14 protein-coding genes and 4 tRNA genes are annotated in these 14518 nt (G+C 55.8%); 8 read left to right on the forward strand and 10 right to left on the reverse strand.

Annotation, left to right across the window (positions count from 1 at the left end):
* The 8 genes from ACTG39_RS08325 to birA form a co-directional block, all read right to left on the reverse strand.
* On the reverse strand, positions 1-211 hold a 211-nt coding region (locus ACTG39_RS08325), incomplete at its 3' end, for a GTP-binding protein (RefSeq protein ID WP_439107083.1).
* Positions 212-361: 150 nt separating this feature from the next.
* A tRNA-Thr gene (locus tag ACTG39_RS08330) sits at positions 362-437 on the reverse strand.
* Between the two features lie 121 nt (positions 438-558).
* Positions 559-632 (reverse strand) — tRNA-Gly (locus tag ACTG39_RS08335).
* A gap of 134 nt (positions 633-766) precedes the next feature.
* Positions 767-850 (reverse strand) — tRNA-Tyr (locus ACTG39_RS08340).
* A 276-nt stretch (positions 851-1126) separates the two neighbouring features.
* A tRNA-Thr gene (locus ACTG39_RS08345) sits at positions 1127-1202 on the reverse strand.
* Positions 1203-1367: 165 nt separating this feature from the next.
* Complete coding sequence (locus ACTG39_RS08350; RefSeq protein ID WP_439107084.1) at positions 1368-1568, reverse strand: hypothetical protein; 201 nt, start codon at positions 1566-1568, stop codon at positions 1368-1370.
* A gap of 458 nt (positions 1569-2026) precedes the next feature.
* Entirely contained in the window at positions 2027-2806 is a 780-nt protein-coding gene (locus ACTG39_RS08355; protein WP_439107085.1) for a type III pantothenate kinase, read from the reverse strand.
* A complete protein-coding gene (birA, locus tag ACTG39_RS08360) occupies positions 2803-3783 on the reverse strand; it encodes a bifunctional biotin--[acetyl-CoA-carboxylase] ligase/biotin operon repressor BirA (RefSeq protein WP_439107086.1) in 981 nt (326 codons plus the stop codon). The genes ACTG39_RS08355 and birA overlap by 4 nt, the downstream gene beginning before the upstream one ends.
* A gap of 142 nt (positions 3784-3925) precedes the next feature.
* Here birA and ACTG39_RS08365 point away from each other — a divergent pair, with 142 nt between their 5' ends.
* The 8 genes from ACTG39_RS08365 to ACTG39_RS08400 are packed head-to-tail and all read left to right on the forward strand — an operon-like array spanning position 3926 to position 12939.
* Positions 3926-4342, forward strand: a complete 417-nt coding sequence (locus ACTG39_RS08365; RefSeq protein WP_439107087.1) for a MerR family transcriptional regulator — start codon at positions 3926-3928, stop codon at positions 4340-4342.
* A 19-nt stretch (positions 4343-4361) separates the two neighbouring features.
* Entirely contained in the window at positions 4362-5531 is a 1170-nt protein-coding gene (locus tag ACTG39_RS08370; RefSeq protein ID WP_439107088.1) for an isovaleryl-CoA dehydrogenase, read from the forward strand.
* A gap of 10 nt (positions 5532-5541) precedes the next feature.
* Entirely contained in the window at positions 5542-7149 is a 1608-nt protein-coding gene (locus ACTG39_RS08375) for a carboxyl transferase domain-containing protein (protein ID WP_439107089.1), read from the forward strand.
* Positions 7150-7161: 12 nt separating this feature from the next.
* Positions 7162-7971 carry an enoyl-CoA hydratase/isomerase family protein gene (locus ACTG39_RS08380; RefSeq protein ID WP_439107090.1) on the forward strand — a complete coding sequence of 270 codons (810 nt, stop codon included), beginning with the start codon at positions 7162-7164 and terminating at the stop codon, positions 7969-7971.
* Positions 7971-9968 carry an acetyl-CoA carboxylase biotin carboxylase subunit gene (locus ACTG39_RS08385; protein ID WP_439107091.1) on the forward strand — a complete coding sequence of 666 codons (1998 nt, stop codon included), beginning with the start codon at positions 7971-7973 and terminating at the stop codon, positions 9966-9968. Before ACTG39_RS08380 ends, ACTG39_RS08385 begins: the two co-directional genes overlap by 1 nt.
* Positions 9965-10873 carry a hydroxymethylglutaryl-CoA lyase gene (locus ACTG39_RS08390; protein ID WP_439107092.1) on the forward strand — a complete coding sequence of 303 codons (909 nt, stop codon included), beginning with the start codon at positions 9965-9967 and terminating at the stop codon, positions 10871-10873. Before ACTG39_RS08385 ends, ACTG39_RS08390 begins: the two co-directional genes overlap by 4 nt.
* A 46-nt stretch (positions 10874-10919) precedes the next feature.
* Positions 10920-11348, forward strand: coding sequence for a hypothetical protein (locus ACTG39_RS08395; protein WP_439107093.1), 429 nt, complete (start codon positions 10920-10922; stop codon positions 11346-11348).
* Positions 11341-12939: a cation:proton antiporter domain-containing protein gene (locus ACTG39_RS08400; protein WP_439107094.1), complete on the forward strand. Its 1599-nt coding sequence runs from the start codon at positions 11341-11343 to the stop codon at positions 12937-12939. Before ACTG39_RS08395 ends, ACTG39_RS08400 begins: the two co-directional genes overlap by 8 nt.
* Here the strand turns inward: ACTG39_RS08400 and ACTG39_RS08405 are convergent.
* A complete protein-coding gene (locus ACTG39_RS08405; RefSeq protein WP_439107095.1) occupies positions 12936-14186 on the reverse strand; it encodes a sterol desaturase family protein in 1251 nt (416 codons plus the stop codon). The two genes, ACTG39_RS08400 and ACTG39_RS08405, sit on opposite strands and share 4 nt — an antisense overlap.
* A gap of 28 nt (positions 14187-14214) precedes the next feature.
* Positions 14215-14460: a YdcH family protein gene (locus ACTG39_RS08410; protein WP_439107096.1), complete on the reverse strand. Its 246-nt coding sequence runs from the start codon at positions 14458-14460 to the stop codon at positions 14215-14217.
* Positions 14461-14518: the final 58 nt, after the last annotated feature.

Consider the following 14518-nt stretch of genomic DNA (forward strand, 5'->3'; position numbering starts at 1 on the left):
CATACTCAACGTGTGAGGTCGCAATCGTAATGCCGCGCTCTTTTTCTTCCGGTGCGTTATCGATACCGTCAAACGCTACCAGATCGCCGCCCCATACTTCTGAGCATACCCGTGTAAGCGCCGCCGTCAGCGTCGTCTTACCATGGTCAACGTGTCCAATCGTTCCCACGTTAACGTGGGGCTTATCGCGCTCAAATGCTGCTTTTGCCATTACAACTACTCTCCTTGCACCGGTGACGACTATCCGCCACGCATCATCTTTGATTCTTTTAAGGTGTCACGCGTAAATCGCGCCCACCACGCACAACTCTTACAACCAAGCCAAACCACTTACAGCTAACTACAACAACAGCTAAAGCAATGGAGCTCATAACCGGACTTGAACCGGTGACCTCTTCCTTACCAAGGAAGTGCTCTACCGACTGAGCTATATGAGCCTGTAGACTGCTTATGCACTACTTTGGCGTCCAAACTTTGTACGCCTACCGACTCCCGTCGGCCCCTGCCTACTGACTCACACTCACCCTCTCAAGCGAGCACATCGTCAGATGCCATTGCTGGAGCGGGTAGCGGGAATCGAACCCGCATCATCAGCTTGGAAGGCTGAGGTTCTACCTTTGAACTATACCCGCGGTATTTCTCTTGCCTTGCCAGCACAAGCCGCAGAGCGCCTAGCACGGCCACCTTTCCTGTGGTCGCGCGGCGCTCTTTTACGTCGACCCATGTTTATCGCCAACGCCTAATTTTCTTTCTTTTCAAATACTTATGGTGGAGGGAGGTGGATTCGAACCACCGAAGCTCGCGCGTCAGATTTACAGTCTGATCCCTTTGGCCACTCGGGAACCCCTCCGAAAGGCGGCACATTGTCCAGATGGGGCTTACTAATGTCAACTGATTTCTGGGTAGAAACAGCCACTTAGCGCAGTCTTATGCACACTCGGGCAGTCGGCCTTGCCAGGCGTCAGCACCGTGCGCCATTTCGGCGTCGATTTGTACGCACTGCGCGATAAAATTTGGCGTATTTATTTAACACAACGACACCGCGCCTGCGCTTGTCGAGCAAAATCCTGTGCTTGAGTATTCGGGAAGCACTTAACCCGAATTGAGAGACTGAAAAAGTGAGAAATGGAGCTGGCGAGAGGAATCGAACCCCCGACCGGCTGATTACAAATCAGCTGCTCTACCTACTGAGCTACGCCAGCCAAAAACGCGAGGGGCGCGAGTTTAGTCAAAAGGTGGGTTGCTTTCAATCACTCTAGGGGAAAGTGGTGTAAATAGTTTTCAGCCCGCCGACAATGCAGACAGAACGATGACATGGCGACACGTTCTGGGCCCTAGGTACTATTCCCAAACAACTGAACCTTGTCTCAGACGGCAAGCGCAGCTGCAGCTGCTGCCACTTGCTTACCGCGTTGATCGAGAGAACCCGCGGCCGCTGCGCCGTAGCGCTCCACGATGCCCTCGGCGGTATTGCCAGGTACTCCCCCAACAAACGGCGGCGCTGGATCGTATTCAAGGGCAAGCATCGTCAATGCGGCGGCATCGCGTCCCAGTACCTCATCGAGCACAGTAAAAGCAAAATCGATCCCCGCGGTGACTCCACCATTCGCAGCGGCTTAGGTAGCGACATTGATTACGAACTTACCTCTCTCACAGGCCTGAACTATCTTCCAATCAACGATAAGTAGCGCGCTGCGCTCCGTTTAAACGCAGAATATGCCGATGCAGACGGACTCCTTCCTCAATACGCTACTCCCGCCGTCGTACTGCGCGGTATCCCGGCAGCGCGCTATCAGGGTAATGCGGTCGCTGTTGTTGAGGGCGAAATTACCCGTCAGATTGATCCGCGCTGGTCGGTCAATGTTTTCGCGGGTGTCGGACGCGCCGACGGCGCATTCAGCGACCTATCAGATAGCTCGAGTCGAGTAACGCGGGGGGTCGGCTTTCGCTACCTAATCGCGCGGCGTTATGGTTTTGAAATGGGCGCTGACATAGCCAAAGGCCCCGAGGACTCCATCTTTTACATTCAGGCGGGGACATCCTGGTAAACCTGCCAGATCGCGGCGTAATCCAGCAGTTCGGGGCGCTCCAGTCCAGCCTGATGAAGCAGCCCCTCGAACACCAACCTTGATGCGTTCGTGTAGCCAAGCTCCAACGCCATGCCCAATTGGATCGCGCCACCCCCACAAAGAAGCAAATGAGGTAATTCACCCTGAGCCGTTGCGCGGGCCATCGCCAGATTTACCGCACCCGCCTGTGCGAGGAGCAAGCCATGACTCACGGCCTCGGCGGTAGAACGGCCGGGGGCCAGAGAACTGGCCGTAGCACTGTCACGTACCCGATCCGTATCCGCAAACAGCGCTCGCTCCATAAGCGCGGTTCCGGGAATGATATAGCCACCTTCGTGGTTGCCGTTAGCATCCACCAAATCAATCGTCAGTGCAGACCCGGCATCAACAACGCAGAGACGGCCCTCTACGCGATGTCGCGCAGCTAACATCGCCAACCAGCGATCCACCCCCATGCGTTCAGGATCTGCATAAGAGTTCGCGAGTCCATCCAGAGAACCCCGGGACTGAGCAAACCACAGAGAGCATGCGAGCGACTCCAGCTGTAAAGACAACTCTTGTTGACGATCTGGCGCCGCAACGCTGGACACCAGTACCACTGCATCTTGAATCTTGTCACGGAGTTTGGCGGCAATCGCTCCGCTCTCTACCCGGCCTTCATCAACAGAGCCGTGCTCAGTCAGGAACATCCACTTTGTCGAACTGTTACCAATATCCAAAAGCAAAGCGCGGCTCATGCGGTCGTCTCCCGAAGGCGCAAGGAAACTTCACCGCCATGAATACTTTGCAGCCCAAGGCTCGTTTTCAGCACAAGCGCCCCCCGTTCATCGACACCAGCGGCCTCCCCGGCCAGACGCTGGCCGTTGTTATCCACTACGACAGCGCGACCGGCAAAAGCGTCCAGAGCCTGCCAGCGCTCTCGCCACACCGCAAAGCCCTCTCGTTCATAAGTCGCCAACGTTGGGAGAATTCGATTTAGCAGCGCCGCCACCAAAAGACTGCGAGAAAAGTCGCCTGACGCTACGGTACGTAAGTCAGACCACGGTTGCTCGATAGCTTCGACCACAGAGTCAGGCAGCTGCACATTGATTCCAATTCCAATCACCACATCGCAGGGGCCCGAAAAGTCTCCGCTCATTTCCACAAGAATGCCGGCTAACTTCCGTCCGTGTAAATAGATATCGTTGGGCCACTTTAATGAAAGCCCTTCAACGCCAAGGCCCTCGAGCGCATCACAGACCATAACGCCCACAGCAAGGGACAGGCCCTCGAGTACTTCAGCACCACCGTGAAAGCGCCAAGCCGTTGAAAGATAGATACTGCTTGCAAAGGGACTCACCCAGGCTCGCCCTCGGCGACCGCGACCCGCGCTCTGACTTTCGGCCAAACAGACCGTCGCTCCCTCGGCCGTCGGAGTTTGCCGTCGAAGCTCTGCGTTAGTTGAATCAATACGATGATGAATATCCATCTGAGCCAGGTGACGTGCCGCGTTGCTCTCAAGGGATGCGCGAATCAACGATTCATCGAGCAAGTCCACGCCCCCTTCTATCTGATACCCCTGCCCACGCACACGCTGTACCTCCAGGCCCAGCTTTTCGAGGGAAGCCACCTGCTTCCAAATAGCTGTGCGACTAAGGCCATACTGTCGGGCAAGGTCCTCGCCAGAATGAAAGGCGCCATCAGCCAGCTGTGCTAATAAATCGGTAGCAGACATGGAATAAGAGACTTAACTGAAAACGGCTGCCGATCATAGCAAAGTCGCCTTTGGCGAACCGCTGGCTAGCGCTGTTACTTGGCTTTGACGCTACTCGCCTAAAAAACTTTACGTTAACGTAAACGTAAGCTATGCTTTTGTGATGACCAACTCTACGAAACAGTACAGCATCTCGGAGCTCTCTAAAGAGTTCGACATCTCGACGCGCACCATTCGCTTTTACGAAGAAAAAGGCTTTATCAAACCCCTTCGATCGGGCCAGCGCCGCATCTACACCTCCGCTGACCGGGCCCGTATCCGTCTGATTCTCCGTGGCAAGCGCATCGGACTGAGCCTCGCCGAGAGTGTAGAAATCATCGATATGTATAAGCCCAGTGAGAGTGATTCCTCACAGCTGGCGTCACTACTTTTACGCATCGGCAAGCGACGCGAGGCGCTAGAACAACAGCGCAAAGATCTCGATGACATGCTCTCGGCGCTGGATGAAGTCGAAGAACTATGCCGCAAAGCCCAACACAAGCACCCGACCGAACAATCACAAAAATCACTGACTGCATAAAGCGCAAGGAGCACAGCGTATGAACACCGGATACCCTACCCTCAATTTTGGGCTTGGCGAAGATATCGACATGCTCAGGGATGCGGTGCATCAAATGTGCGAGAAGGAAATCAAGCCTCGCGCTGCGCAGATAGATCAGGACAATGACTTCCCCGCAGACCTTTGGCCAAAGCTGGGCGCCATGGGTCTCCTGGGAATCACCGTCGATGAGGAATATGGCGGCAGCGGCATGGGCTATCTCGCCCACTCGATTGTGATGGAGGAGATCAGTCGTGCTTCTGGCTCAGTAGGGCTCTCCTATGGCGCTATGTCCAATCTCTGCCTAAATCAAATTCAACGCCACGGCAACGATGCACAACGCGCTCACTATCTACCCAAGCTCTGCACGGGAGAGCACGTCGGTGCGCTGGCGATGTCCGAAGCCAACGCCGGCTCTGATGTGGTGAGTATGAAACTCAATGCACGCCGCGAGGGCGATCACTACGTTCTCAACGGTACAAAGATGTGGATCACCAATGGCCCCGATGCTGATGTCTACGTCATCTACGCCAAAACCGATATACAGGCGGGCTCGCGCGGTATCACGGCCTTTATTGTTGAGCGAGACTATCCGGGATTTTCGCGCTCGCCAAAGCTCGACAAGCTCGGTATGCGAGGCTCCAACACCTGCGAACTGGTATTTGAGGACTGCAAGGTTCCCGCCGAAAACATCCTGCGCGAAGAAGGCAAAGGTGTAGAGATTCTCATGTCAGGTCTGGACTACGAGCGCACGGTACTCTCGGGCGGTCCTGTAGGGATCATGCAAGCCTGCATTGATGAGGTCCTCCCCTATCTGCACACGCGCCAGCAGTTTGGCCAGGCTATTGGCGAGTTCCAGCTCATGCAGGGCAAGCTCGCCGACATGTACGCGGACCTGAACGCCTGTCGCTCCTATCTCTATACGGTCGCAGCGGCCTGCGACCGCGGTGAGGAGACCCGTCAGGATTGCGCAGCGGTCATTCTTTATACCGCGGAAAAAGCGACCCAACTGGCATTGCAAACTATTCAAGCCCTCGGTGGTTATGGCTACACCAATGAAGCGAACGCGGGGCGCCTGCTGCGCGACGCCAAGCTTTATGAAATTGGTGCGGGAACTTCGGAAATTCGGCGTATGCTCATTGGCCGGGAACTGTTTAAGGCTTCGGCCTGAGTATTAAGTTATGACAATTCTTCAAACTCGATACAACGCGAACGACCCCGCAGCGCTCGAAAACCAGCGTGCGATGCGCGGACAGGTAAAAGCACTTCGGGAACTGGTCGCAAAAGTGAGTGAAGGTGGCGGCGAAGTGGCCCGGGAACGCCATGTATCCCGCGGCAAGTTGTTACCGCGACAGCGTCTCGACGCTCTCTTGGACCCGGGAACACCCTTTCTGGAGCTTTCCCAGCTGGCAGCTCACGACGTCTACGAAGATGACGTGCCCGGCGCCGGCATTATCACCGGCATAGGTCGCGTCAGCGGACACGAGTGCATGGTGTTCATCAACGATGCCACGGTCAAAGGCGGCACTTACTATCCGTTGACAGTCAAAAAACAGGCCCGCGCTCAAACTATTGCAGAGCAAAATCATTTGCCTTGCCTCTATCTTGTGGATTCGGGTGGCGCATTCTTACCGATGCAGGACGAGGTGTTTCCTGATCGCGAGCACTTCGGTCGCGCGTTCTACAACCAGGCGCGCATGTCTGCTCAGGGTATTCCACAGCTTGCCGCAGTCCTTGGCAGCTGTACCGCCGGGGGAGCTTACATCCCGGCCATGGCGGATGAATCCATCATCGTTCGCGAGCAGGGCACTATCTTTCTGGGCGGACCACCATTAGTGAAAGCCGCCACCGGCGAGGTTGTGACTGCCGAAGAACTCGGCGGCGCAGATGTTCACTGCCGCCAGTCAGGCGTTACCGATCACTATGCCAACGACGATCGCCACGCCATCGCCCTCCTTCGTCAGTCCGTCGCCAATCTCAATCGCGTCAAACATACCAACATCGAAATCCGGGAGCCCAAAGAACCCCGTTACCCGGCAAGCGACTTGTACGGCATCATTCCCGCGGACAGACGACAGCCCTTTGATGTGCGAGAAGTCATTGCACGCTTGGTGGACGACTCGGCATTTGACGAATTCAAGGCACTCTTTGGCGACACTTTGGTCTGTGGTTTTGCGCGACTTCACGGTTACCCCGTTGGCATCGTTGCCAACAATGGCATTCTGTTTTCTCAATCAGCGGTAAAGGGAGCGCACTTTGTCGAGCTCTGTGCCCAACGCAAGATTCCTCTTTTGTTTCTCCAGAACATCACCGGATTCATGGTGGGTCGCGACTACGAGGCAGAAGGCATAGCGAGGCATGGCGCCAAGATGGTTCACGCCGTGGCCTGTGCCGATGTCCCCAAGCTCACGGTCATTATTGGAGGCTCCTTTGGCGCAGGAAACTACGCCATGTGCGGTCGATCCTATGACCCCAGATTCATGTTCATGTGGCCCAATGCGCGTATCTCAGTGATGGGTGGCGAGCAGGCAGCGAGTGTTCTCGCTACGGTCAAACAAGATCAACTCGCCAGACGCAATGAAAATATGAGTGACGAGGAAGAGGCCGCGTTTAAGCAGCCTATTCTTGATCGCTATGAATCCCAGGGGCACCCCTTCTATGCCTCGGCACGCTTGTGGGATGACGGCGTTATCGACCCCATAGACACGCGTCAGGTATTGGCTCTGGCTTTGTCAGCGTCGCTCAACACGCCTGTTACGGAATCACGCTTTGGCGTGTTCCGAATGTAGGGAGAGCGCCTTATGAACCAGGACACCCAGCCCCTAGTAAGCTGCAGTATGGATGCCCAGGGCATTGCCCGGGTGAGTCTTAACCGCCCGGAAAAACATAACGCCTTTGACGACTCGATGATTGCACTCATGCAGTCGCATTTTGACGAGCTAGCGGGACGAGAGGACGTGCGCGTCGTCGTCTTACAGGCAGAGGGTAAAAGCTTTTCTGCGGGAGCCGACCTTGCCTACATGAAGCGCATGGCGGACTTTGACTACGGCCGCAATCTCGACGATGCCCGCGCTCTGGCGACCATGCTACAAACCCTAAAGACACTACCGCATCCCACGATTGCGCGCGTTCAGGGCAACGCTTTTGGGGGTGCTATCGGACTGATCAGCTGCTGCGACATTGCTATAGCCAGCGACACAGCGCTTTTTGGGCTTACCGAGACCCGTATCGGTCTCATTCCATCGACCATCGGCCCGCACGTCATCGAGGCTATCGGAGCCCGGTGGGCACGACGCCTGTTCCTCAGCGCCGAGCGTTTTGACGCGGCTCGCGCCGAAGAAATACAGCTTATTCACCAACACTGCGATGCCAGCGCGCTGGATGCACAGGTCGATCAGATCGTGGCAACGCTATTGCAAAATGGGCCAGAGGCCATGCGAGCGGCGAAAGTACTTGTCTGCGACATTGCGGGCAAAGCTGTTGACGCACAGATGATTGACGACACCAGCGCGCGCATTGCCCATCTTCGCGTTTCCAGCGAGGGGCAGGAAGGCTTGCAGGCATTTCTCCAAAAGCGTCCACCGAGCTGGACCCCAGGGAGCAACAACTAATGTTTAACCGAATCCTTATTGCCAACCGCGGAGAAATAGCCTGTCGCGTGATTCACACAGCCAGAGCGCTGGGTATACGCACCGTTGCGGTCTACTCCGATGCGGATCGCAATGCGCTGCATGTTCAGCTCGCGGATCAAGCAGTGCACATCGGTGAATCCGCGGCCACGTTGTCCTATCTGGATCAGGACAAAATTCTCAAAGCGGCGCAAGAGACAGCCAGCGAGGCAATCCACCCCGGATATGGTTTCCTTTCAGAAAACGCTGGCTTTGCACGCGCCTGCGAAGCGGCGGGCATCGTCTTCATCGGACCCAGCGCAGCCGCCATCGAATCCATGGGGTCGAAGTCCCAGGCCAAGAGCATCATGGCAGATGCCGGGGTTCCTCTGATTCCCGGCTATCACGGCGATGACCAAAGTGACGAAGTTCTTCGTCAGCGAGCCGATGCAATGGACTATCCCGTGTTACTGAAGGCGACGGCAGGCGGCGGTGGCAAAGGGATGCGCGCCGTTCATGCGGCCGAAGAATTCGACGAGGCCCTGGCCGCTGCACGGCGCGAGTCAAGCGCCAGCTTCGGTGATGACCGCATGCTCATCGAAAAACTCATTCAACGCCCCCGACATGTAGAAGTGCAGGTTTTTTGCGACAGCCAGGGCAACGGTGTCTATTTGGCCGAACGAGACTGCTCCATCCAGCGCCGCCACCAAAAAGTCATTGAAGAAGCACCCGCACCGGGACTGAGCGATGAGCTTCGTCGCGCCATGGGTGAAGCGGCTGTCGAGGCCGCGCGCGCCATCAACTATCTTGGCGCGGGTACGGTGGAGTTTCTGCTGGATGCTTCTCAGCAGTTCTTCTTTATGGAGATGAACACGCGTTTGCAAGTGGAACATCCGGTAACCGAGATGGTTACCGGGCAAGACCTGGTCGAGTGGCAGCTCCGCGTGGCGGCAGGCGAGCCACTTCCCCTCAGTCAGCAAGAAATTCGCGTGGATGGCCATGCGATGGAAGCACGGATCTACGCAGAAGACACAGAGCAGGACTTCCTGCCATCGACCGGCGTTATCAACTATCTGCGATTACCGCCGGAAGGCCCCTCTCTGCGTATCGATACGGGGGTCATCGAGGGCAGCGAAATCAGTCCCTACTACGATCCGATGATCGCCAAGCTGATTGTCCACGGCGACTCTCGCGAAGAGGCCCGCCGTAGACTCACCAGTGCACTGAGCGCATTTCGCGTTGCCGGCCCGGCCAGCAATATCGCCTTTCTTTACAACATCGCTTCGCTCCCGGCTTTTGCGCACTGCGATCTGGATACGCACTTTATCGAGCGGTACAACGAAGACCTGTTCCGCGCGCCCCCCGCGCAAAAGAACCGAGATCTCGCTGCTGCAGCTCTGGCGCTCCTTTCCTTGCGTCGACGAGCGAACCAAAGTCCAGGCAATGATCGATTCTCTCCCTGGGCGGACAGTCGAGGCTGGCGTATGAACACGCCGCACAGCCAGCGCTTTGATGTGCTGTGCCACGGTGAGGAGTGTCTCGTAGAGCTGGTGGACCGCGGGGATTACCTCGAACTGCTTCTGGACGATGAAACCGCCACCATCCGCGGAGACTTGCAGGATGATGTCCTCATGCTGGAACTGGACGGCCACCGTTACAGGGGTAGTTTTGCAAGGGAAGACGGCGAATTCACCGTGTTCTGGGACGACGGTGCGTTTCACTTCGCTGAAAAACAACTTAGCGTTTCGAACTCCAACACCGCAGCCGCCGGCGACAGTGAATTCGGTGCTCCTATGCATGGCACCGTTGTCGCGCTGCTCGTAGAGCCGGGCACCGATGTAAGCGCGGGCGACCCCGTTGTGGTTATCGAAGCCATGAAGATGGAGCAGACCCTCCGCGCCCCGTCCGCAGGCAGGGTTCAGGGATACCGCTTTAATCCGGGTGATCTTGTAGATCGCGGCGCAAGTCTTGTGGACTTTGAATCCCAGAGTACCCAGTGACAAGTTCGTTTAATTATCCAAAGGCTGTCTCCCTCGTCGAGGTGGGGCCTCGCGATGGCCTGCAAAACGAGAGCACTCCACTCTCGACCACAGATAAGGTAGCGCTTGTCGAGGGATTGGCTGATGCAGGACTCAGATATATAGAGACTGGCAGTTTTGTAAACCCTCGCTGGATACCCCAGATGGCCGACAGCGGCGACGTGTTTGCGCAAATCAGCCGCTCATCCGATGTTACCTATGCGGCACTGACACCAAATCTCAAAGGCTTTGAGCGGGCGATGGAAGCGGGTGCCAATGAAGTAGCGGTGTTCGCTGCAGCCTCGGAATCCTTCTCCCAGCGCAACATTAATTGCTCCATCAGCGAAAGTATTGAGCGATTTCAGCCCGTCATGAAAGCCGCCGCCGATGCGGGCATTGCGGTTCGAGGCTATGTCTCCTGCGTTTTAGGTTGCCCTTATGAGGGCCACATTCAGCCGGACGCTGTGCTCGCTGTATCTAAGGCGCTCTTGGATCTTGGCTGTTACGAAGTCTCTTTGGGAGACACCATAGGCACAGGCACTCCCGGCTCCATGGACAAACTGCTCAACACCCTGATCCCCAAGCTCGGCGCTGAAAAACTCGCTCTGCACTGCCACGACAGCTACGGTCAGGCCCTGGCTAACATTCTGGTAGGCCTGCAACATGGCATTGCGCGCATCGATAGCTCAGTTGCCGGGCTCGGTGGCTGCCCGTATGCCACAGGCGCAAGCGGAAATGTCGCAACAGAAGACGTGGTGTACATGCTTCAGGGCCTGGGGATAGAGACAGGGGTTAACCTTGATGCATTGGTCGCGGTGGGGGCATCCAGCTGCGAGAAACTGGGTCGTGAAACGCAGTCCGCGGTGGCCAAAGCGCGAAGCGACTAGTCGCAGAAATACTGCTTCTTCACCTCTCTGTGGTAACGTTTCCTCTGTGATCAAACACCCTGACACAGACCCGCTAAAGCTCCGCAATCTTGCGGCAATACTCGCGACGCTCTCTGGCGCCGGCCAGTGTCTCTCGCTTTGGCTACTGCCCACCACCAGCACGCTGTTACTGACCGCGCTTGTGGGCACGTTTTATTTAGTTCTTGGCCTTGGCCTGTTTGGAATCTCTCGTTTTTCGCTGTTTTTGGCCATCACGATACCGCCCTTACGCGGATGGTTTGGGGTCTATCCCTTAGATATTTCTGCCTGGGAGCTGCTGCGGGTCGCCGCTGATCTGACGATCGCCCTGCTCTGCATCTCACCCCTGTGGGCATCGCTGCATCCCGAGCATCAAAAAATAGAGCCGGGACTGCGACAAACAGCGACAACACTTACAGACGGAGATACACCCGAACTTGGAGCGGACAATGCCTGATCCACTGCTCATCATAGTCGCTCTGCTGTGCGGCATGGCAAGCCGTGCCATTGGCATGCCAGCGCTCATAGGGTATCTGGCCGCGGGTTTTGTATTGCACGAACTAAATACAGGCGGCGGCGAAATGCTGGCGACACTGTCAGAGATGGGCATCACGCTGCTGCTATTCAGCATTGGCCTAAAACTGCAGATACGTGACCTGTTGATGCCGCGTATTTGGGGCACAACGGTGCTGCATATGCTGGTCACACAGTTAGCGGTACTCGCGATCCTTAGCGTTGCCGGACAGTTGATGCCGGAACTGGGTTTATCGGTGAGCACGAACCTGGTCATCGGTTTTGCGTTCAGCTTTTCGAGCACGGTGTTTGTCATTCAAATCATGCAAGAGCGGGGAGAAATGGCGTCTCGTCACGCCAACCTCGCCATTGGCGTGCTGATTATTCAGGATCTTGCAGCCGTTCTGTTTCTTGCCGCCTCAACCGGAAAAATGCCTGAGCTATCTGCGCTCTGGCTGCTGCTGCTGATACCAGCGCGGCGGCCTATCCTGCGTATGCTCAGTCTTGCCGGTCACGGAGAACTCTTCACTCTCGCTGGATTTGCCCTGGCTATTCTGGGAGCCCAGCTGTTTGACAGCTTGGGTATTAAAGGCGACCTGGGCGCATTGTTAATCGGCGCTCTACTCGCGGGAGAGCAAAAAGCCAAAGAACTCGCGCGCAACCTTTTGTATTTCAAGGATCTCTTTCTGGTGGGCTTCTTTTTGTCTATCGGACTGGGGGGCTGGCCCCCAACAAGTCTGATGATCCTGGCGCTCCTGATCGGAGGGATGGCTTTGCTAAAGCCGCTTCTATACTTCCCGCTGTTTACAAGATTTCACGTGGCCCCGCGCACAGCCTTGCTCGCATCCAACAGTCTGGCGAATCACAGTGAATTTGGCCTTATAGTCATCGCTGTTGCGGCAACACAGGGCTGGGTTGATCCGGACTGGAGCGGTGCAATGTCCATCGCAATTGCAACAAGCTTCGTCGTGGCGTCTCCCCTTAACCGCCTGTCGCACTCACTGTACCGTCGTCATCGGATGCACTTCCTGCGCCACGAATCGTCCATGGTTCGTGCCCAACGACCTGACACCGGAGACGTGCGCGTACTGATATTGGGGATGGGTAATATAGGAACCGGTGCCTATGAAGCCATAGCGCGCAGCTATGGTCGTGAAGTGCTGGGTATTGATGACAATGACCGCAAACTCGCCCAGCATCTTGCCATGCATCGTCGTGTGGCCGCCGCCGATGCGAGCGACCCGGACTTTTGGCACCGCATCGCCCTGGATGACCTGGAGCTGGTGATGCTCGCGCTCACCAACCATCAGGAAAACATGCTGGTAGCCGATCTTCTCCACCAAATGGGCTACAAAGGCCGCATCGCTGCCGTTGTGCGATTTGAGGAAGAAGCCGACGCCCTAAAAGCCAAAGGTATCTCAGCTTTCAATCTCTATGCCCAAGCGGGCGAGGGGTTTGCAGCACACGCGGCGCGAGGCCTAAGGGAGCGCAGACGTGACGACGACCCCGAGGAAACGCCGCAAGCTCGCGACTAAACCGTGCTGAAGGTCTCCTCTAGCTCAACAGGGCTTTGGTTACGATCGAGCCAAAACAGTGCCGCAACAAACAGCGCATTCACAACAAGGTAGATAAACGCAACGCTAGTGAAGCTGCCCATTGAGGGCGCCGCGAAAAGCCCCAGCGCGAACACTCCAAGCCTCAGACCGTCCAGACCAACACTCAGCGCAAGCGATTGGGCTTCCATCCATAACGCAGTAGTAATCGTGGTCCACAGCATAGCGAGCACCAGAACGCTCGCTGATGTGTAACTATCAATGACACCGGCTTGCAGGTATCCCAGTAGTGCGACCACCGCTACCAACTGAAACATTGCATAGGCGCGCAGGGTCGGGCTCATGGGAGGATCAAAACGCTCAAAGTCATCCAGAGCTGGTTTAGAGCGAGGATCCACCGCCTCCACATCGGTAGGCCGCCAGCCGTTGGGGGCCACCCAGACGTACAATTTGTCGCGCCAACGCGCGGCCCGCCAGCTATCCCGAATCATATCCGTATAGATATGCGTCAAGGCACGGAGCGGATTAAAACTGCGCAGTGGCCCTCGAATTCCGTAAATTGGGGGATCAGACTCCAACTCCTCCTGAAAGGTGCCAAAGAGGCGATCCCAGAGGATAAACAAGCCCCCATAGTTGCGGTCAAGATAACGTTCGTTTTGTGCGTGGTGAACGCGGTGATTTGAGGGCGTTACAAATATCCACTCGTACCAGCCTAATTTTCCGACATGCTCTGTGTGCACCCAGAATTGATAGATGAGATTGATTGATCCCACGGTCACAACAACTTCTGCAGGCACACCCAGAGCAAACATAGGGATATAAAAAATCCAGCCCAAGAGAAATCCGGTACTGGTTTGTCGCAGGGCGGTGGAAAGGTTGTAGTCCTCGCTCTGGTGATGTGCAACATGTGCCGCCCATAAAATTGTTCGCTCATGGCCCAAGCGATGAAGCCAGTAGTAACAAAAATCATAGAGCACCGTCGCCAGAATCCAGGTCCAGACACTCTGGGCGCTCATTAGGGGCAAAGAGAAATACTCAGTAGTGAGATAGTAGAAGTAGCCACCCACCCCAAGGGTGATGAATTTTCGCCCCTGACTGAGCGTTCCTAGGAAAAGACTACTCACGGCGTCATTGACCCGATAAGTATTGCGGCCCACACGCAGGCCCCAGATCAGCTCGAGGATCATGGCGAGAATAAAAAACGGGACTGCGTAAACAACAAGATCCATAACGTTACAACCGAATCAACAAAAACGCCTAAGCGTCCAGGTCCGGAATCATGTCATCCTTAAGAAGAGCAATAGTGTCTTTCAGGCGCAGCTTTTCTTTCTTTAAACGCTGCAAAAGTATCTGGTTCTGATAAGGATAAAGCTGCATTTCGGTAATTCGCGTATCCAGTGCCCGGTGGCGTGTTTGTAGCTGAAGCAGACGCATAGCTGGCGTCAAAACCTCGTTTGCGGCCTCAGCGTCAGTACCTGGTTCTTTGTCCGGTGGCCAGTTCATTTACAGGGACTCTCGCCTTCGGTCACTTTGTAAGAAGATAAGCAACGATAACCGTGCC

The sequence above is a fragment of the Congregibacter sp. genome (assembly GCF_965662665.1).
Classification (GTDB): domain Bacteria; phylum Pseudomonadota; class Gammaproteobacteria; order Pseudomonadales; family Halieaceae; genus Congregibacter.